At 44.9% G+C, this 20,122-nt stretch carries 19 protein-coding genes; 10 read left to right on the top strand and 9 right to left on the bottom strand.

What is annotated here, in order from left to right:
• Positions 1-128: 128 nt before the first annotated feature.
• Positions 129-1,277 carry an ABC transporter substrate-binding protein gene (locus MARME_RS18210; protein WP_013662736.1) on the bottom strand — a complete coding sequence of 383 codons (1,149 nt, stop codon included), beginning with the start codon at positions 1,275-1,277 and terminating at the stop codon, positions 129-131.
• A 783-nt stretch (positions 1,278-2,060) separates the two neighbouring features.
• Between MARME_RS18210 and MARME_RS18205 the strand changes: the two genes are divergently transcribed.
• From MARME_RS18205 to MARME_RS18165, 9 genes are all read left to right on the top strand, one after another.
• Positions 2,061-3,236 (top strand): acyl-CoA dehydrogenase family protein, encoded by a 1,176-nt coding sequence (locus tag MARME_RS18205; RefSeq protein WP_013662735.1) that lies wholly within the window; start codon positions 2,061-2,063, stop codon positions 3,234-3,236.
• A 27-nt stretch (positions 3,237-3,263) separates the two neighbouring features.
• Positions 3,264-3,626 (top strand): hypothetical protein, encoded by a 363-nt coding sequence (locus MARME_RS18200; protein WP_013662734.1) that lies wholly within the window; start codon positions 3,264-3,266, stop codon positions 3,624-3,626.
• A gap of 1 nt (position 3,627) precedes the next feature.
• The gene (locus MARME_RS18195) at positions 3,628-4,146 is read left to right on the top strand and encodes a nuclear transport factor 2 family protein (protein ID WP_013662733.1); all 519 of its coding nucleotides are present in this window, start codon (positions 3,628-3,630) and stop codon (positions 4,144-4,146) included.
• A 90-nt stretch (positions 4,147-4,236) separates the two neighbouring features.
• A complete protein-coding gene (locus tag MARME_RS18190; RefSeq protein WP_013662732.1) occupies positions 4,237-5,526 on the top strand; it encodes an aromatic ring-hydroxylating oxygenase subunit alpha in 1,290 nt (429 codons plus the stop codon).
• A gap of 2 nt (positions 5,527-5,528) precedes the next feature.
• Positions 5,529-6,011 carry an aromatic-ring-hydroxylating dioxygenase subunit beta gene (locus MARME_RS18185; RefSeq protein ID WP_013662731.1) on the top strand — a complete coding sequence of 161 codons (483 nt, stop codon included), beginning with the start codon at positions 5,529-5,531 and terminating at the stop codon, positions 6,009-6,011.
• A 51-nt stretch (positions 6,012-6,062) separates the two neighbouring features.
• Positions 6,063-6,818, top strand: coding sequence for an SDR family NAD(P)-dependent oxidoreductase (locus MARME_RS18180; protein ID WP_013662730.1), 756 nt, complete (start codon positions 6,063-6,065; stop codon positions 6,816-6,818).
• Between the two features lie 169 nt (positions 6,819-6,987).
• On the top strand, positions 6,988-7,947 hold the full coding sequence (locus MARME_RS18175; protein WP_013662729.1) for a PDR/VanB family oxidoreductase: 960 nt from the start codon (positions 6,988-6,990) through the stop codon (positions 7,945-7,947).
• A 50-nt stretch (positions 7,948-7,997) separates the two neighbouring features.
• Positions 7,998-8,495 carry a flavin reductase gene (locus MARME_RS18170; RefSeq protein ID WP_013662728.1) on the top strand — a complete coding sequence of 166 codons (498 nt, stop codon included), beginning with the start codon at positions 7,998-8,000 and terminating at the stop codon, positions 8,493-8,495.
• A gap of 38 nt (positions 8,496-8,533) precedes the next feature.
• On the top strand, positions 8,534-9,823 hold the full coding sequence (locus tag MARME_RS18165; protein ID WP_013662727.1) for an amidase: 1,290 nt from the start codon (positions 8,534-8,536) through the stop codon (positions 9,821-9,823).
• A 154-nt stretch (positions 9,824-9,977) separates the two neighbouring features.
• On the opposite strand, the gene pgi is transcribed toward MARME_RS18165, so the two are convergent.
• The 8 genes from pgi to dksA all read right to left on the bottom strand — a co-directional run bounded on the left by pgi (position 9,978) and on the right by dksA (position 18,749).
• Positions 9,978-11,624, bottom strand: coding sequence for a glucose-6-phosphate isomerase (gene pgi / locus MARME_RS18160; protein ID WP_013662726.1), 1,647 nt, complete (start codon positions 11,622-11,624; stop codon positions 9,978-9,980).
• Positions 11,625-11,650: 26 nt separating this feature from the next.
• Positions 11,651-12,502, bottom strand: coding sequence for a pantoate--beta-alanine ligase (gene panC, locus MARME_RS18155; protein ID WP_013662725.1), 852 nt, complete (start codon positions 12,500-12,502; stop codon positions 11,651-11,653).
• Positions 12,503-12,505: 3 nt separating this feature from the next.
• On the bottom strand, positions 12,506-13,324 hold the full coding sequence (panB, locus tag MARME_RS18150; RefSeq protein WP_013662724.1) for a 3-methyl-2-oxobutanoate hydroxymethyltransferase: 819 nt from the start codon (positions 13,322-13,324) through the stop codon (positions 12,506-12,508).
• A 3-nt stretch (positions 13,325-13,327) separates the two neighbouring features.
• On the bottom strand, positions 13,328-13,819 hold the full coding sequence (gene folK / locus MARME_RS18145; RefSeq protein ID WP_013662723.1) for a 2-amino-4-hydroxy-6-hydroxymethyldihydropteridine diphosphokinase: 492 nt from the start codon (positions 13,817-13,819) through the stop codon (positions 13,328-13,330).
• 2 nt (positions 13,820-13,821) lie between these two features.
• Positions 13,822-15,261, bottom strand: coding sequence for a polynucleotide adenylyltransferase PcnB (pcnB, locus tag MARME_RS18140; protein ID WP_013662722.1), 1,440 nt, complete (start codon positions 15,259-15,261; stop codon positions 13,822-13,824).
• Positions 15,262-15,802: 541 nt separating this feature from the next.
• Positions 15,803-17,206, bottom strand: a complete 1,404-nt coding sequence (locus MARME_RS18135) for a sigma-54-dependent transcriptional regulator (protein ID WP_013662721.1) — start codon at positions 17,204-17,206, stop codon at positions 15,803-15,805.
• A gap of 201 nt (positions 17,207-17,407) precedes the next feature.
• Positions 17,408-18,307 carry a tRNA glutamyl-Q(34) synthetase GluQRS gene (gene gluQRS / locus MARME_RS18130; RefSeq protein ID WP_013662720.1) on the bottom strand — a complete coding sequence of 300 codons (900 nt, stop codon included), beginning with the start codon at positions 18,305-18,307 and terminating at the stop codon, positions 17,408-17,410.
• Positions 18,308-18,314: 7 nt separating this feature from the next.
• Positions 18,315-18,749: an RNA polymerase-binding protein DksA gene (gene dksA / locus MARME_RS18125; RefSeq protein ID WP_013662719.1), complete on the bottom strand. Its 435-nt coding sequence runs from the start codon at positions 18,747-18,749 to the stop codon at positions 18,315-18,317.
• A 165-nt stretch (positions 18,750-18,914) separates the two neighbouring features.
• On the opposite strand from dksA, the gene MARME_RS18120 reads away from it, so the two are divergent.
• Entirely contained in the window at positions 18,915-20,075 is a 1,161-nt protein-coding gene (locus MARME_RS18120; protein WP_013662718.1) for an aminotransferase class I/II-fold pyridoxal phosphate-dependent enzyme, read from the top strand.
• The last annotated feature ends 47 nt before the right edge of the window (positions 20,076-20,122 follow it).

The following is a 20,122-nucleotide window of genomic DNA, read 5'->3' as shown; positions in this document are numbered from 1 at the left end:
ATAGGTGCCTTAAGTGGCACTCTTGTCGTTAAAACGGTATGTCTGAAACCAACGTTTTCACGTAGTCGTATAGAAAGCCGCGCTGTCGTCTAGGGGGCGCCAGCGCGTATCACGTATTTATCTACACGTTATTCTTCTAGAAGTTGCCATTTGCCGTTCTTAACAGTGATGAGCACACGGCCTCGTTCATCAAAACCACTGTGATCTTCAGGCGTGATGTTATAAACGCCTTGTGTGCCTGACAGCTCCGTTGTGCTTTCTAATGCATCGCGAAGTGCGGCACGGAATTCAGGTGTGCCTGGTTTTGCTGTTTTTAAGGCAGTAGGAATGGCGGTTTCTAGCAAAAGCCCTGCGTCAAAGACGTTACCGCCAAACGTGGCAGGCTTTTTGTTGTAGAGGGATTGGTAGTCTTCGACATACTTAGTCGCGATTGCTTTTGATGGCGTTTCTGGCGCTTGGTCAAGAACCAGCATTAAGCTTGCAGCCAATATCGTCCCCTCAACTGCGTCCCCGCCAAGTTTTAGGAATGGATCAAGTGCTGCGCCGTGAGTTTGGTAGATCTGACCTTGATAGCCCGTACTTTTCAATGTTGTTTGCGGTAGAACTGATGAGCTTCCTGGTGCGGCTATTAATACGGCGTCTGGGCTTGCTAATAGTAGTTTTAGACTTTGGCCCGTGATCGAGGTGTCTTGGCGTTGAAAAGACTCGTTGGCGACGATTTCAATGTTGTTATCGCTCGCAAGTTTCTTCATTACCTTTGACCAGTTTTCTCCAAATGGATCAGCTGTGCCAATTAGACCTAACGTTTTCACACCAGTGCGCTTCATATGATCGACTAATGCGGACGCGATTAAGTCATCATTTTGAGTGGTTTTAAAAACCCACTTTTTTTGTTCTGTCATTGGCAAGACCACCGCAGCGGTACCTACTGGCGCCAGCATCGGTGTTCCAGATTCCGCCGCAAATTGAATGACGCCCATTGCGTTTCCTGAACCGGATGGTCCGATAATGGCGTCTACTTTTTCTTCATCGATTAATTTCTTGAAGGCTTTAACGGTTGCGGTTGGGTCACTGCTGTCGTTTAGAGGAATGTAGGTGATGCTTTCTCCCGCTGCTTCTTTTGGAAGTAGAGGAATGGAGTTTTTTTGTGGAATGCCCACTAAGGCAATGGGGCCAGTGCTTGATGATATGACACCCACTTTGATCTCTGCAAAGCTTGGGGCGGACATCGAAGATAAAAGACAACCTAACAATAAAAATCTACTTTTTAGCGACATAATTTGCTCCTTATTTACTTATAAAAACAATGTTTTACTTGTTGTTTTAGCGCTGAGAAGAGCTTTCTTTTACTCCTCACCTTCGATCGTTGTTTACGGTTCGTTCTTGTTCTTCTTATATAGGATCCTGCCAGTAAAGAAGAAAAATATTATTATTTATAATGGCTTGCTGTTTTTTCTGTCTTGCAAGTTGCGTGCAAGCTTTTTGTTTTCTAGATCAACCTCCATATTTTGTACATAAAATGTACTTAATATGAAAATCCCCTTATTCAATTGAATTGTCAACTAATATTTCATATGAATTTTGAGGGTATTAATCTTGTGTTTTTTCGGGTAATTTGATTTTTAGACTCGCAAATTGGTGCTATTTTTCACTCGGTTTCAGTGGGTGGGTTCTCTTGAAATTAGTTGAAAAATAAACTTTTTTTAACGTTTTTTGTAAAGTTTGTAATTTATTTTTATGTGATTTGGTTTATGTCTAAGTTATTGTTTTTTAATTATATTGAATGATTTTTTGGTTGTTTTTCAATCTTTTTTATCCGATTTCTGGCTAAATAATTAGTTGACAAGTAAAGTAAATAGGGCCAATTTAAATAAAAACGTCATCTGTTCATTTTCTTTTTGAAGTGTTGCTGCATAGGGGTGTTATGCCTGCGCTTCAAAAAAAAGACTGAAATGAAAGCGAGGTGTTGAGCCAGTGTTAGAGGCAATCCAGCCGTCTCTATCGGAGAGTGAACGAGTCTCAAATTACTGAGGCGCACTTTAATAAGTCAGGAGATAATAATGATGCCAGCCTATGAATCAGCGCAGCGTAGCACTATCTACGATGCGCTGGGCACAAGCGAGTTCCAGCAATTATTAAGTGAGATTAGCGAACGTGCACGCGCAAACGAATTTGATGAACAAACTTTCATTAGCCAAGACATAATCGATAAATTTAAAGCGTTTGGATTGTATCGTTCACTGGTGCCTAAATCGTTAGGTGGTGACGAACTAACAGCGGCTCAGTTCTGTGAAGTTATTGAAGAAATCTCCAAAGCGGATGGTTCTGCGGGCTGGGTTGGAAGCTTTGCTATGGGGGTTGTATACCTTTCAGCATTGCCGATTGAGACGCTAAAGAAAGTATATGCTAAGACTCCGGATCTGGTTTTTGCTGGTGGTATCTTCCCTCCGCAAGCGGCTGAGGTCTCTGAAGAAGGCTTTACCGTAAAAGGTCGCTGGAAATTCTCTAGCGGTTGTATGGGCGCGGATGTTGTCGGTGTTGGTATTGCGCCAAAAGAGGGCGACAAAGTAGGCTTGCCACGTATGGCTGTCATGAGCGCTGATAAAGTTTCTATCGATAAGACTTGGAATACCGTGGGTATGGCGGGCACAGGAAGTCACGACTTAGTTGTTGATAACGTGACTGTTCCTGAAGATTGGTCGTTTGTTCGTGGTGGGGCTTCGAACCTTACCGAAAATATGTTCCGTTACCCTTCTCTTTCTTTTGCGACACAGGTATTAGCGGTCGTTGGTTTAGGTGTTGCGAGAGCCGCACTGGATGAATTGCAGGCGATGGCTGCTGGACGTGCTTCTGTTACTGGTGCTCCCAATATGGGGCAGCGACCACTGACACAAGTCGAAGTTGCAAAAGCGGAAGCAGAGCTACGTGCAGCTCGCTCTTTCTTTTACGAATCAATTGATGACGCTTGGGCGTCACTTGAAGAGGGAGGAGAGGTAAGCAAAGAGCAAACTAATCTGTTGCGCCTTTCTTCTACTCACCTTACACGCGTTGCTGCGGATGTAGCACGTAAAGTTCAAATGCTATCTGGTATGACTGGAATCTATAAAGCGAGCCCTCTTGCTCGTTTTGTTAATGACGCTCAGGTAGTGACTCAACACGCCTTTATGGGCGATATCACTTGGCAAAATGCCGGTGCCATTTTCTTTGGGCAGGATCCTCTGCCTGGTTATCTTTAATTATTGCGGTGAATGGAGAAGATAGTTATGAGCGATAAAAAACCACTTCGCGTTTTGTTTTGCATGGGTATCAACCAAAACTTCATGGATGCTGCGAGAGATGAGCAGCTAGATGTATGGGCTGCGTTTGGTGAAATGTGGAATGGCATTCACGATATGGAAGGTGTGGAAGTAATCGGCAATATGGATGACGACCAAAGTATGGTCGGACCTTCTGATGGTTACCCTTGGACAACGTATTTGATGGCTGATGTAGCAGACTACGACACCGTCGTCGCGTGCTGCAACTTGTTCCGATCTACAGCAGTTGGCGACACACCTTACAAGCTGTGGCGTTACGCGAAAGTAGATGCCCGCGTTGGTCGTGAGCTAATCGTACAGCGTGCCTAATATGATGGCTACTGACGAAATATTGAAACGTTTAGATGCACTTGAGAGCGAGAATAAAATTCGCGCGTGCATCAATCGTTATATGGATTTGTGTGATCACCTTAATCCAGAAACTCCTTTAGATGAACTTGGGCAGTTGTTCACAGAAGGGGCTATTTGGGAAGGCAAAGGTGCACGATATGCGAAGAGCTTTGGCGGCTTTAAAGGGCGTAAGGCTATTGTCGATATGCTAGCGAAATATACGGCAGAACCTGCTCATTTTTCGCTTAATGTGCATTATTTGACGTCGGAAGTGATACGTGTGGATGGCGATTGTGCATCCGCAAGCTGGAATATGCTGCAGGTATCGTCTTTTTCAGAAGATGGGTCTCATCTAAACAGTGCCCGACTGACAATCGATTTCGAACGTCAAAGTGACACATGGCAGATGTCTCATTTCCAGACCGAAAATCGATTTAGCCGTCCCGTCAGCAGTTGGAACGACGACGCTCACTTACCTGTTCCAGGTTCCGAAAAATAGTTGAACATCTTCTTTTGAAGGTGGCTCTTCAGAGCGCATGTGCTGCTGGTTAGCCAGTCACTTAAGCAGACAGAATTAAGCGAGAAAACCATGAGTGAATTGATTTCATTAGAAAATATTAGTTTAAAAGCAGCAGATATGGTTGAAGAAGGTCGAGTACATAAAGACCTATATTCTGATCCCGCGATTTACGAAGAAGAATTAGATAAAGTATTTAATAGCACTTGGGTTTACATTGGCCATGAAAGTGAAGTGCCAGAAGCCGGGAGTTTTAAAACCTCTTATATCGGTCGTCATCCTGTTATTTTAAGTCGTGATCGTAAAAAGAACACTCATGTTTTGCTTAATCGCTGCCGCCACCGTGGTGCGACAGTTTGTGAGCATCGCAAAGGTAAAACGAAAGCCTTTGCTTGTCCTTACCATGGTTGGGGTTATGGTCTAGATGGCAGCCTACGTGGTGTGCCAAAGCTTGAAGAATACGATGGTGTTCTTGATAAGAATGAGTTGCCATTAGAGAGCTTACGTCATGAATCTTACCAAGGGTTGGTCTTTGCAACCTTTAAAGACGACATTGAGCCGCTTGAAGATTTTTTAGGTAAGGCTAAAAAATGGATCGACTTGTTTATTAAACAAGGCGGAGGTTTCCCTCTTAAAGTATTGGGTGAGCATCGTTTCAACTTTCCGGGTAACTGGAAAATTCAGTTGGAGAACACAACAGACGCCTACCATTTCCCGATAGTCCACAAGTCATTCGTAAGCTCGCTTGATGATGCGACCGCAGACATTTTCGATTTTTTGGATGGTGAAGGTTTTGTTGAAGATCTAGGCAATGGTCACAGTGTTATGGTGATGATTCCTGAGCTAATTGATTTGGAAGCAGATCTAGATCAGCCAATCCCAGCACGATTCGAAGAACTTGCTCAAGCACTTCGTGAAGAAGGTCAAAGCGAAGAGCAAATCAAACGTTTAGTACGTGCGTCACATGGTACAGGCTTTAACCTAAACCTATTCCCGAACGTCTCTTGTTCAATGGCGTTTTTCCGTGTTCTTCGTCCTGTGAACGTGAACGAGACTGAAATTCAGCACGTTGCCTTAGGTGGTGAAGGTGCTCCGGCTGTCTTCAACCAAAAACGTATGCGTCTACATGAGCACTTCCAAGGGCCTATGGGCTTTGGTACACCAGATGATGGAGAAGCTTGGGAGCGTGTTCAAAAAGGATCGATGGCCGGTCAAGACGGCTGGATTCTTGTAAACCGAGGCATGGGTAAATTGTTCACAACACCTGATGGCAATACAGCAGGCGCGGTATGTTCAGAAACAGGCATGCGCAGTGCTTATCAGCACTACAAGAAAATGATGGCAGCAGGTGAGGAGAAGTAGTCATGACGGTTGATGCAAATTTGGTAAACAACGTTACCGCGTTTATTTGGCACGAAGCCGATCTTCTTGATCATAAAGAATACCAAGATTGGTTGACTCTTTGGAATGACTCTGGACTTTACATTGTTCCAACAGACAGCAACGAAACGGATTACGAGGCGACTCTTAACCTTGCTTTAGATGACAAAGACATGCGCCGTATGCGTGTTACTCGTCTAGAAAGTGGTGAGTCTGTATCTGCAGGAGCTGCAAGCATGACGGTTCGTATGATGTCTCGTGTACGCATTGTTGAACAAAATGAAGAGCAAGTGACTGCACGATGCGCAATGACGCTAAACGAGCTGCGTCACGGTAAATTGATCACGTATCCTGCGGACGTTGAGTATATTTTAACGCCGAAAGGGAGCAGCTACAGCATTCAGCGTAAAGTGGTCAAACTGTTGCACGCTGACGGTTATTTAAGAACCGTCAGCTTTATTTTCTAACACCATGTTATCGACGTTTTTTGAGCTTGGAATTTATGAGAGGAGTGTTGCATGACTGGTGAAGTGAAACTGCAGACAGCATTAGTGACTGGAGCGGGACAAGGGCTTGGTTTCCATATTGCCAAAAGTCTAAAGTTGGCGGGCTATCAATTAGTTGTCACAGATAGAGATCCCATCGCAGCGGAAAATGCGGCTATGCAGTTGGACGCGAGTGGTGAAACCGTATTGTCACTGAGCTTGGATATAGCAAACAAGTCAGACTTCGAGCTGGCCCTTGAAAAGACGATCAAACGATTCGGTAGCTTGCAGGTATTGGTAAACAATGCATCGATTACTAGAGCGACGCCGGTGATGGAGATTTCGCCTGAAGAGTTTAATGAAGTCGTCAACGTAAATCTTGGCGGCACGTTCTTCGGTTGTCAGGTCATTGGAGCTTACTTTGCTGAACAAGGCTATGGCCGTATCGTTAATATGGCCTCGTTAGCAGGACAAAATGGTGGCACGTCAACGGGCGCGCACTACGCGGCTTCTAAAGGTGCCATTATTACGGTGACGAAAGTCTTCGCGAAAGAGTTGGCGTCGAAAGGGGTAACCGTCAACGCGGTTGCGCCGGGGCCGATCGAGTCGCCAATGGTGAGCGCGCTGGTGCCTGAAGAGCGTTTAGCAACGCTACTGGATGCCATTCCTGTCGGTGAGTTGGGAGACGCTGATTTTATCGGAGATGTGGTTGTTCAATTTGCCCGCCCTGAAGCGTATTTCACTACAGGCACCACTTGGGATGTCAATGGTGGATTGTTTATGCGCTAGGGTATTCCCTAACGTTTATCAGCGTACTGTGTGTTTATTGTCGTTATATAAAGCCTTATGCGGAACCGTTTAACAAAGGCCCGGTTTTATAACCTAGCCACTGCTTTAACGTGCCTTTCGTACCGTAATAAGAGCATAAAGAAATAAGAGAGAATTAGGGGGAGAGGACATGTCTGACGAGTTATTAAAAGTAGTTGTCCAGAAAAGAGAGATGCACACGGATACTGTAGTGGCATTGGAATTAGCGGATTTAGAGGGCAATGCCTTACCTGTGTTTGACGCAGGCGCACACATTGATCTCCACCTATCAGACGAGCTTATTCGTCAATATTCACTATGCGGCGACCCTGCCAACGATAAAGTGTATCGGTTAGGTGTTCTTAAGGATCCTAATTCTAGAGGTGGGTCGATCGCTGTGCATGAAAACTTACTCGAAGGTAAAGAGTTGGTGGTGAGTAAGCCGCGTAACCTTTTTCCTTTGGATGAGGGAGCACAACATTCTATTTTAATCGGTGGCGGTATTGGTATTACGCCTATGATCGCAATGGCGTATGAATTGACACACGCTGGTCGTAGTTTTGAGCTTTGGTACTGTAGCCGATCTCCAGAAACCAGCGGTTTCTTAGATGAACTAAAATCGGCGCCATTTGCAGATAAAGTGAATTTGCATTTTGATTCTGAACAAGGCGGAAAGCCATTAAATCTAGATAGTGTGCTACAAGACAAACAAAGCAATAGCCATGTTTATGTCTGTGGTCCAACAGGGTTTATGGAGTGGGTGATCGATACATCGCTGAAAAAAGGCTTTGCGGACGAAGCGATTCACCGAGAGTTCTTTACGGTTGATGTTGAAAAAGGCGGTAACAGTTTCGAAGTGTATGCGGAGCAAAGTGATATTACTGTTACCGTGAAAGAAGACGAAAGCGTTGCTGACGCGTTAAAAGCGGCAGGCGTTAAAGTTCAGGTGTCTTGTGAGCAAGGAACGTGTGGAACGTGTTTATGTGATGTTTTGGAAGGCACGCCCGAACACCGCGATGTATACCTTACTGATGACGAAAAAGATGATAACGATCAAATGACACTTTGTTGTTCTCGCTCTTTATCGGATCGTTTGGTTCTGGATATTTAGTCAGCTAGAAATATAACAAACAACGCTAAATCATGATCGGGAGAGCGTAAATGGTTGATGTGAAATTATTTCGTGACGGCATGTCACTATTAGGAAGTGCGGTTACTGTCATTACAACAGACGGTGAAGCTGGGCGTTTTGGGTTTACTGCGACGGCAGTAACAAGTGTGACAGATGAACCACCTACTCTATTGGTGTGTATGAACCGTAATTCATTCGCTTACCCGCATTTTCAAAAGAACGGTGTGTTGAGTGTGAATGTCTTGCAAGGTCATCATCAAGACGTGTCTTGGGATTTCGCAAACCGTGATTTATCAAGTGAAGAGCGCTTTGCAAAACATAAGTGGTCAACATTGAAAACGGGCGCGCCAATTTTGGAAGAAGCGTTAGTGAGCTTTGACTGTGAAATACATGAGTCCCATGAAATGGGTTCGCATTCTATTTTTTATTGCCGAGTAAAAGATGCAGTGGTTGGAGAGAATGGCGAAGGTCTTGTGTACTTTAATCGTGCTTATCACGCCTTAAATGAGCAATCTAGCGCACGCTAATGCTTCCTATGACCTTTGTTTTGGAGTCTACCTGAAATATGACGTTACCACTTAAACCGAATACGTTGAGTTTAAGCCAGATGTGTCGCTCTATTGAAAAGGGAGAACACACTGCGGAGGCCATCATTAATGCGTGCTTCGATCAAATTGAAGCACGCGAACCTGATGTGCGCGCGTGGCAATACCAGTTAGATCGCGAAGCGTATTTGAAGCAGTATCGCGATAATCAAAGCTTTTATGAAAGCAGCCTTCTAAAAGGCCTTCCTGTTGGCATCAAAGATATTATCGATACTAAAAACATGCCAACTGAAATGGGGTCATCCATTCATAAGGGGCGTCAACCGATTGATGATGCGACTTGTGTTGCCTTGATTCGTCAGGCTGGTGGGATTATTCTTGGAAAAACCGTCACGACTGAGTTTGCCTATTTTAAGCCTGGTAAAACCTGCAATCCAAAAGATTTAGCCAGAACACCAGGCGGGTCTTCAAGTGGTTCTGCTGCAGCAGTAGCCGATACGATGGTGCCTGTTGCATTAGGATCACAAACCGCCGCTTCTGTCATTCGTCCTGCGGCATATTGTGGTTCAATTGGCTACGTTGGCAGTCGAGGAGAGTATTCTTTGAGAGGAGCGCAGCCACTGGCTCAGTCGCTTGATTCTCTAGGTTTGTTCTCTCGTCATGTCGAAGATATTCAGTTATTGCGTTCTATTTTAATGCGTCAGAACTTGTCTGATGCGCCGAATGAGTCGGTTAAGCCGCTTAGAGTCCTAGTATGTCAGGGTGCTCTAATTGGCGACACTTCTGTCGAAATGGCGCAAGCCTTGTCTGCACTGAGTGACAGACTTCTGAATCAAGGTGTTGATGTTGTTGATTTAGAGGCGGGTGGTGAGCTGCTAGAGATGGTGGATCATCATGGTCACATTATGGCGTGGGAAGTGTGTCGTAATTTAGCGCTAGAATCTAATTCGCCGGAAATGCTCAGTGATCCACTGAGTGACTTAATGGAGCAAGGTAAGTCGATGAAGCGAGCGCGTTATCTGGGCTCGCTGAAAGCCGCGGAAGAGACGGATAAATGGCTTTGGTCACTGTGTGATGATGTCGATGTAGTACTCGCCCCTGCGGCGGCTGACATAGCGCCATTGGGGCATGATAAAACCGGCTCACCCCATATGAGCCGTCCTTGGCAAGCAATGGGCTTGCCTGTTATTACATTGCCAGGAATGCAAAATTCAGCGGGTTTGCCTTTGGGTGTTCAGTTGATTGCTAGGCATCGTGATGATGATCGACTGTTACAAATCGCCAAATGGTTTGAGACTGTCTTAGCGTGATTGCAGGTACGGAATTTAGGATACGTGATTGGAAGGTATGATGGTGAGGTGTTAGAGGTCTTTCAACTTTTCTTAAAACTAATTCCTCCATCAAACTGAAAAGAACAGCGCGATGGTCGTTCATTTCAGTTTGATGGGGGAATAAAAAGCTGCGTTAGTTTTGCGCTGCTTTAAACGCGTTAATCAAAGCTTGTGTTGATGCGTCGAGCTTACTGTTATCTGAATCCGATGTGAGTCGATCATAGATATCCGTACCGAGTACTTTTCCTAGTTCAACACCCCATTGATCAAAAGAGTTAATTCCCCAAATAGTACCCTGCACAAATGTCCTATGTTCGTATAGCGCTATGAGTGCGCCGACGGTTGAAGGAGTCATTTTTTCAGTGAGTAGAGTGTTACTTGGACGGTTGCCTTTTATCACTTTATGAGGGGCAACAGCAGCGATTTCCGCTTCACTCGCGCCCGCGTCACGCAGTTCTTTCTCTGCTTGTTCTAGAGTCTTACCTACCATGAGCGCTTGCGCTTGGCTAAGGCAGTTTGCAAAAAGCTGTGCGTGGTGATCTGCGACCGGATTGTGACTTTTCAAAGGTGCAATGAAGTCGACAGGTACAAGGCGAGTGCCTTGATGTAATAGCTGGTGATACGCATGTTGGCCGTTTGTACCCGCACCGCCCCAAATGATAGGACCTGTATCTGTTTCTACAGCCTTGCCATCAACTAAGTTCGCTTTCCCGTTGCTTTCCATGTCCAGCTGCTGAATGTGGGCGGGTAAGGCGCGTAAATAGTGATCATAAGGTATCAATGCATGGCTTTGAGCATTATGAAAACTGCTGTACCAAACGCCTAAAGCACCCATAATAACGGGTAAATTTTCTTCTAGTGGGGCCGTTTTAAAATGAGTATCCATTTGATACGCACCGTCTAGAACGGCATTGAAATTTTCCATGCCGATTGCGACGGCAATAGGTAAGCCAATGGCTGACCAAAGAGAGTAACGTCCACCGACCCAGTCCCACATAGGGAAAATGTTTTCTTCTGCGATACCAAACTGAACGGCTTTTTCCACATTGGAGCTCACAGCCGCAAAGTGTTTATGTACTAGCTCTTCAGGACCTCCGTTGCGCAAGAACCAGTCTCGCGCTGCGTTGGCGTTGTAGAGGGTTTCCAGTGTACCGAACGATTTTGATGAAATAATAAAAACCGTCGTTTCTGGATCTAAGTAACGTAGCTTTTCGGTAATGTCTGAGCCGTCGATGTTAGCAACGAAGTGAACATCGATGCTTGATTGCTTGTACGGGGTTAGCGCTTCTGCAACCACCTTTGGTCCAAGGTATGAACCACCAATGCCAATTGAAACAACATCTGTGATCGGAAGGTTGGAGTAACCGCGCCATTGTCCGGTTTGCAGTTGCCAAACAAACTTTTCCATTTGTTTCAGTGTCGAGCGAACTTCTGCTAGGACGTTTGTGTCATCGACCATTAAACTTTCTTGAGCATGGCTTGCTCTAAGTGCAGTGTGCAGGACAGAGCGGTTTTCCGTATTGTTTATTTTGTCGCCGTTGAACATGCCTTTAATAGCATCGTGCATGCCGACTTCAGTGAGGAGCTGATTTAAAAGAGATAGCGTTTTTTCATTGGCTCTGTTTTTTGAGTAATCCAATGTCCAGCCAGCAGCTGAAACCGTTAGCTTTTCTGCGCGATTGCTGTCTTCATCGAAAAGAGTGGCCATTTTAACATTGGACATTTCTTCTTTGTGTTCAGTCAAAGCCTTCCAAGCTGGAAGTCCGGTGGGTGAGCTCATTACAATCTCCCTAGGTTGATATTGAATTAGGTAAGCTCGACGGTAATATTATCAATTAGTCGTGCTTTTCCTAGATATGCCGCAGCCAAGATGACTAGGCTTCTCTCTTCCTCTAACGGTGTTTGTAAGCTATCTTGCGCACGTATTTCAAAGTAGTCACGTTGAAAGCCCACCGCTTCAAGCTTCTGTTGAGCTTGTTCGCGGATTTCTTCGTGACTCGTGCTGCCTATCATAAGCTGATCTTTTGCCCATTTTAGTGTGGCATATAGGTTTGTTGCAATGTCTCTTTCTTCTTGGCTTAGGTAGCCATTACGAGAGCTTAGTGCCAGACCTGACTCAGATCGAGCAATATCAACGCCAATAATGTTGATGTTGGAGCTTAAATCTCTGGTCATGTCTTCTATGACTTTTAATTGTTGATAATCTTTGTTACCAAAAATCGCACAGTCAGGTTGTACTATGTTAAATAGTTTGGTGACGACCGTTGCAACACCAATAAAGTGTCCTGGACGGCTCGCGCCACAGAGAATATCAGACAGACCTGTTACTTCAATTTGTGTTTGACTACGTTTGCCATCTGGGTACATTTCGAGGGCATCAGGCGCGAATAAATAATCACAGCCATTGGATTCGAGCAGAGTTTGATCGTCTTTTAGTGTTCTTGGGTATCGCTCCAAATCCTCGTTTTTACCAAATTGCATTGGGTTGACGAAAATTGAGGCGACGACGATCTCACTTTCTTGGCGGGCTCTTCGGATTAGATCCATGTGCCCTTCATGCAAGTTTCCCATTGTTGGAACAAATGCGATGTGTTTTTCTTTTAGTCGATCTTGATAGAGTGTATCTCGTAATTCTTTTACGGTGTGAAATGTTTTCATAAATCAGAAACCGTGCTCAGGGGCTGGGAAAGTGCCCGATTTTACTTCGTCAGAAAAGGCCTCAAAAGCCTCCTGAATGCTGCGTCCGTCTGTTAAAAAGTTTTTAACGAAACGAGGTTTTCGGCCTTGAGTGACGCCAAGCATGTCATGCATAACTAATACCTGACCATCTGTATGAGGGCCTGCGCCGATTCCGATCGTCGGAATATTGACTGCTTCTGTCAGTGTTTTTCCGAGTTCGGAGGGAATGCATTCATACAGTAAAATATCAGTGCCTGCGGCTTCTAATTCTAGAGACTCTTTAAGAAGGAGTGCCGCTGTCGCTTCATCCTTACCTTGAACCTTATAGCCACCTAGCTTGTGAACCGCTTGAGGGGTTAAGCCTAGGTGTGCACATACTGGGATGCCTCGCTCTGTCAGAAGGCCAATGGTGTCTTTTAGCCAGCTTCCTCCTTCCAACTTGACCATATGCGCGCCAGCTTGCATTAACTTCGCAGCATTATCTAAGGCTTGTTCAGGTTTGGAGTAGCTCATAAAAGGCATGTCTGCGAGTAGGAACGCGTTATCGTTGCCGCGCTTCACGGCCGCGATGTGATAACACATATCTTCAATTGAAACGGGCAGAGTGCTGTCTTGGCCTTGAACGACCATTCCTAATGAGTCACCTATTAGTATGGTTTCAATGCTTGCTGCGTTCATTGCGCCTGTAAAAGTCGCGTCATAGCTGGTTAGGCAAGTAAACTTTTCTTGCTCTTGCTTCATCTTTCGAAGCTTGGAAAGCGTGACTGGGCGCGTTAATTTTTTATTAGTATCTGAATACATAACCTACTCTTTTTCAATCGAGACCAAATCGCTGGTATCAAGTTGCTTTACATGCTCTTCGACGGATTTGCCGTTAGAAAGAAGCAGTTCAGGTGCTAGGTCAGATAGGGGTTGGATCACAAACCCTCTTTCTAGCATAAATGGATGAGGTACGTTTAATCGTGGATGGGAGATGGTTTCTCTGTCGATTAAAAGGATGTCTAAATCAAGTGTTCTCGGGCCCCAGTGTCTTTCGCGTACTCGGTGATGATTCTGTTCAACACTTTGTAATAAGTCGAGTAGCTCGATAGGGGGGAGTGTTGAGCTAAATCGGGCGACGGCGTTGATGTAGTCAGGCTGATCCTGAGGGCCAACGGGCTTGCTGGAATACAGTCTAGAACACTCAAAGGATTCTATGCTTGGATGAGCACTAAGGTAGCTAATCGCGTCTTTTAATTGTGTCAGCGGGTCGTTTAAATTGCTACCTAGTCCAATATATACAATATGAGCTGTCATTATTAACTGTCCGGGGTTTGCTTTTTAACAGCGTTGCTTTTGCGGCGTCTTCTTGGGCGACGCTTTTTGACATCGGCCGTGTCAGATTTTCGTGGGTCCGCCTCTGAAATGAGATTGCGCTGTTGGTTTTCTGGCGCATGCTGGAAGTTTTCCCACCACGCTCCTAGTCCATCAAGTTGTGTGCCGCTTAGCTCTCTAATAAGAAGGAAGTCAAAGGCTGCTCTAAATCTAGGGTGCTGTAATAATACAAGCGCGCGCTTACCGTAGCGTTTTGGCAAGCGGAATTGTAAATCCCAAATTTCTCTCATTGGAGTAGAGAACCGACGAGGGATTGCTGTGGACGCGACTTGATTGTCGAGTACCATGGTCGCGGCTTGATGCAGTGCTGGCGTAGCAGGTAGTCCCTGAGATTCAAACTCTTCATGGCGTAGGCATACACTTGGCCAAAGCATAATCGCATATAAAAAGTATGGAGCTGTGCTCTTGCCATCCTGAATGCGTCGGTCTGTGTTCTCAAGACCTTGTCGGATAAAGCGTTCTGGATTAATGTCTTTTCGCTTCCAGCCACTGTTTAGGATGGCGTCTGTATCGGGAAATAGGTATTTGAAGAGGCCGTATTCACGAAGTAAGTAGAAGGTCGTAACACCTTGTCCGCTGCCTAAGAGTTTCAATACTTCTTCAAACAGGCGTGCTGGCGGAATGTGATCCAAAAGATGTGCCATCTCTTTAATGGGGGCGGCGGTTTCTGGTTCTATATCGAATCCTAGCTTTCCTGCGAAACGAATCGCGCGAAGCATCCTGACGGGGTCTTCTTTGTAGCGCTCTCTTGGGTCGCCAATTATGCGAATTTGTTTGTTTTCTATATCTTGAAGACCGTTACAGAAATCATGAATCGAGCGGTCTGCGATATTGAAATACAGGGCGTTAAACGTGAAATCGCGACGTTGAGCGTCTTCATCTATGCTGCCCCAAACGTTATCGCGTAGGATAATGCCGTGTGATGAGCGAGCTGTGTCTTTATTTTTTAGAGATTTGTTCTCGTCATGCTTAGGAATGGGCGGCGGATTATTCGCAGTATTTGCTCTAAACGTCGATACTTCAATAATTTCGCGCCCAAATGTTACGTGAACAATACGAAAACGTCGGCCGATAAGTCGTGAATTAGAAAATAGATCGTTTACTTCTTCTGGTGTCGCGTTAGTGACGACATCAAAGTCTTTTGGACTCATGCCGATGAGGTGGTCTCGTATGCAGCCGCCAACGAGATAGGCATCAAACCCAGCGCCATTCAATCGATGGAGTACTTTAAGTGCGTTTGGACTGATTCCACTATCAGATAGCGAATGTTCTTCTTTAGGGATGACCAAAGGCAATTCCATTGAGTTTTCGGATGTGAATAGCGCAGTTGCTTTACGAACCAGAGTCTTAAAACCTGTCAGCATTTGAAATTAATTTGTAATAAGTTAATGAAGCAGACATTCTACACATGTAATGAGGAAAGTAACATGAGCAAAGTGTGTCAGTATTTGGGGCGCTGAGTATTTAGTGAAGGTATTATGAAAGGCGAAAAGAAAATAATCGCTTTGGATACTTTGAAGATACTAGTTCAGAAAATATTGTTGGTGCTGCTTCTGCAGTTCTACTCAAATTTTATTTTTATTTTTTCAACATTTTCATCGCCTATTTAAAGGCTGGCATATCTAAAAAAATCAACTATCCAAAGCGATTTCTCATTCCAAGGTCTCAGGTTTTATTTTTATTTTCAGAGACCTCGGTGCTCCTTTAGTATTATTGTTATTGGTAAGGAACTCTACGACGATTAACTTATTTTTATTATCAGTCAATCTTGTTATCGTTGTGACACTTATAAGGCATTTGTTGTGCCAAAAAAGTTAACTTGTTGAAAATGTTTAATTAATTTGTTTTTCTGTGCATTTTTTTTACAATATTGGATGTTTTTTATGTGTTGTTTAGTAACAGTTGTTACTTATCTGCTGTTACTTTTTTGGGTATTCCTAACTTTTGTCGCCTTTCCCACAGGCTTTTTCGTGAGATGCCCAAGGATTGGGCGATTTCTGTCTCTGTGAGTTCTTGCTGGTGCGACAAAACAAAGTGTTTTAGGTAGTCGTCTAGCGTTGTTCCACTGAAGGAGGGCGAGTTGTCTCCTGTGGTTTCGTTGCTAGGCTTGCTTTCAGTTAGTGACTCAAGTTTGAGGTTTTGAGGCTCTAAGTGAGAGTTAGGGCTCAAGATAACGGCACGCTCTATCGCATTTTCTAATTCCCTAACGTTGCCAGGCCAGGAGTGGCTTCGGATGGCTTTGTCGAAGGCTTTCGAGTATTCATATTGGTGTGTGCTGTATTTTTCGCAGGTCGCTCTTAAGAGTGTTTTAGCGATCAGGGATAGATCATCACCTCGATCACGAAGAGGGGGTAAAATGAGTTCCATAACGTAAAGACGATAGTATAAATCTTCCCTAAATTGTCCTTTGCGTACCATCTCTTTTAAATTTCGGTGTGTTGCTGTTACCAATCGAATATTTACTTTGGTGGATTGGACCGCGCCGACGCGTCTTATCTCACCTTCTTGAAGTACTCTAAGGAGCCTTGCCTGAGCTTCTAATGGCAGCTCGCCTATCTCGTCGAGAAACAGTGTGCCGTTGTCAGCGGCGATAACCAATCCATCGCGTGCGCTAGCGGCTCCGGTGAATGCGCCTTTTTCGTGTCCAAAGAGCTCTGATTCTATTAGGTTTTCTGGAATGGCGGCGCAGTTTACACTTATCAGTGGTTCTGCATGTCTGCTGCTGAGGTTATGAAGTGCTTTCGCAACGAGTTCCTTACCGGTTCCTGACTCCCCTCTGACAAGGACGGTGACATCCGTAGGGGCTACTTTTCGTATGTCCTTGAACAGTGATTGCATCTTTGGGCTTTGTCCGATGATGCCGCTTTCTGGTGATCCTAGCTTTCGGCTTTCCTCTGCCTCAGGGCTCAAAGGGAAAAGAATGACGTCTTCTTTATTTTGTGATTGGGCTGAGTTTAGTGAAAGCGTTTTAGGGCGTTCTAACGCGTCGATGACGTGATTTAGTATTTGATCTGCTGTGGAGGGCAGTGATAAGTAATATAGCGCGCCTTTGGCCATTAAATTAACCGCGGTGCTTAAGCTGGCTTTGTCGTCAAACACAATGCATGGGTGCTTGAGGGTGTTATCTATTTCTAGAGGTTCAAGAGAGCTCGTATCGAGCAATATGAGGTCGAAATCAGAAAGTTCGTAGTATTTGTTGGCTTGGCTGACAGAGTGACTAACGTTAACGTGAAAGCCATTTCTAGAGAGCCATTTCTCCGCATAAATAAGCTCAGATGCTTCTGGGCAAATGATCATAATATGATGCATAGTGTCACCTCTTGTAACTAGTGTAACGATTATACACATAGTGGCGAGCGTATGAAGAGGTTATGGTTGCTTCTGTATGGAGGGAGTTGATGGGGGGCAAACGAGTACGAAGCAGATCAAATGGAGCGTTGGTGATTTTTGTGCTGTATCGTCAAGCTTGTGTTGCGGGTCTTGTTAATGGTTTGGGGGATTAGCTAATCGTCATGATACTAGCCAATAATCCTCGGGCTTAAGTGGTATCGTCTTTGTCCTTGGAAGGCGGTTTATGTCCCACTTGTTTACGGCTTGAAGGATTATGTCGTTGATAGGAAGATAGGCCGAGATATCTCGAATCTCGAGATATTGTAAGGCGGTAAGGAGGGTGTTTGTGTCTGCCTCTTGTATCGCTTTTGCGTGATTTTGCTTACTTATCTTATTTAAATTCTTATCTAAAATGACGGGAATGTGGCACATTTTAGGTGCCTCCCAATTTAGGAGGGTATACAGGTAAAGCTGCTCTGTTGTGGTGTCGAGCAAGTCTGAACCTCGAACTAGGTGGTTGATGCCTTGGTCATGATCGTCGACAACAACGGCCAGTTGGTAAGAAAAATATCCGTCCTTGCGCTTTAAAATTGGGTTGTTTTTAAGACTCGCTAAATCAAAGATTAAATGGCCTTGTATCGGGTCGTCGACATTGAAAACCGCTGTTTCTTCAGTTAATAGTCGCCAAGAATAAGGGCTGCTTGGTAGAGGGGCATTGTCAGACGAACAGATGTGTGGGTGCTTTCCCGCATAGTGTTTTAACGACTGACGTGTGCAGACACAACGAAATACTTTGTCTTGTTTATTGAGTGTTTGCAAGCAGTGCTCATAGGTATCTGAACGATGGGACTGATCTAGGATAGGAGTGTCTGAATAAAGGCCGTAGCTTTCCAGAGTCGTTATAATAGACTGGCTGAATTCAGGTTTGCAGCGCGACCCATCGACGTCTTCGATCCGTATGGTCCATCGACCCTTGTTCTTTTTTGCGTCTAGATAGCTTGCTAGAGCGGCTACTAGGGAGCCAAAGTGCAGCGGGCCAGTTGGCGAAGGCGCGAACCGACCATGATAAGTAGACTGCATGAGTCAACTAGCCGCCGACTTGTTTCTCTTTCATTTCTGCAAGGGTTTTGCAGTCGATGCACATGGTTGCTGTTGGACGTGCTTCGAGACGGCGAATGCCTATTTCGATGCCACATTCGTCGCAAAAACCGTAGTCATCATCATCGATGCGCTCAATTGTTTGATTAATTTTCTTAACCAATTTTCTTTCGCGATCGCGGGCGCGCAATTCTAAACTGAATTCTTCTTCCTGACTCGCACGGTCATTTGGATCAGCATAGTTAACTGCTTCTTCTTTTAAATGATGAACGGTGCGATCCACCTCTTCCATCAAATTTTGTTTCCAGTTGACTAAGATGCTACGAAAGTGTGCCAACTGCTTTTCATTCATGTACTCTTCACCAGCTACTGAAACGTAGGGTTCGAAGTCTTTCATTAATGATTCTGGATTCATCTTTGGCATACGCATTGCCTCACTTCACAGGCGTTCCTTGTGGTACCCTGTACTGATTAAGTTTAGGAATTAGAAATTTTTCGGGCGGAAAGTTATCAGATATTCCCTTACATAACCACTTTTTTATGCAAATTTTCTGGAGTATCCAGCTTTTTTATATTAATAGGCTGAAAAATGAATAAGTTAGCGTCAAGAGTCGAGAAAATAGCCCCTTTTCAGGTGATGGCTGTTTTGGAACGTGCCAAACAATTGCAAGCGACGGGGTTGGATGTCATTCACCTCGAAGTGGGTGAGCCTGACTTTGTTGCGCCCCAACAAATAAATGAAGCGGGGCAAAAAGCCATTGCCGATGGGAATACAGGCTATACACCTGCAAACGGATTGCCGGAATTAAAAACAGCGATTAGTCAGCATTACCGAAAGCAATACGAAGCGGATGTTCATCCAGATAGAATTATTGTCACCCCCGGCGCCTCTGGTGCCTTACTGCTCATGGCATCCTTGATGGTTGAGTCAGGGTCGAATGTACTGATGCCAGACCCTTGTTACCCATGTAATAGACACTTTTTGATTCAGTGTGGCGCGCAGGCGAAGTTAGTCGAAACTCAAGCGTCCGAAGGCTTCTCAATTAATCTATCAAACCTAGATGATTGGTGGGATAAGCATACGTCAGGGATGTGGCTTGCGTCACCTTCAAATCCGACAGGAGCGGTGCTTTCAAAAGAATACGTAACGTCTGCATGGCGAGAAGTGAGTGCGCGCGGAGGGCATCTTCTCGTCGATGAAATATACCAAGGCTTGGTCTACGATGGAGACGACTTCACGGCATTGAGTATTAATAGTGATATTTTTGTTATCAATAGCTTTTCGAAGTACTTTGCGATGACTGGCTGGAGATTGGGTTGGATTGTTGTGCCAGAGTGGGCGGTAGAAGGTGCGACGAAGCTTGCTCAAAATTTATTTATATCCGCGCCTAGTGTATCTCAATACGCTGCGATTCAAGCGTTTGATACCGCATCGTTAGAGCAATGTGAAAAACGTCGTCAGGAATTTTCGGAGCGCCGCAATACTTTGTTAAAAGGGTTGGCTGAAATTGGCTTGCCAGTGGTCGCGCCAGCACAAGGGGCATTTTATGCTTTCGTTGATGTGTCGGAAATTACTGATGATGCAATGAAGTGGTGTCTAGATTTATTAGAAGAAGAGCATGTCGCGCTTACCCCCGGCACCGACTTTGGCGTAAAAGATTCGCATAAATATGTGCGTTTTGCTTATACGTGTAATCAGGATCGTTTGCGAGAAGCACTGTCTCGCATAAAGCGTTTTATAAATCGTTGATGCTATTGCGCTCATTACTAGACCTGTGAGGGGCGATGCTTGCCCCC

It is taken from the genome of Marinomonas mediterranea MMB-1 (assembly GCF_000192865.1).
GTDB lineage: Bacteria > Pseudomonadota > Gammaproteobacteria > Pseudomonadales > Marinomonadaceae > Marinomonas > Marinomonas mediterranea.
Note: the sequence above shows the minus strand (reverse complement) of the source record. Positions and strands in the feature narration are given on the sequence as shown.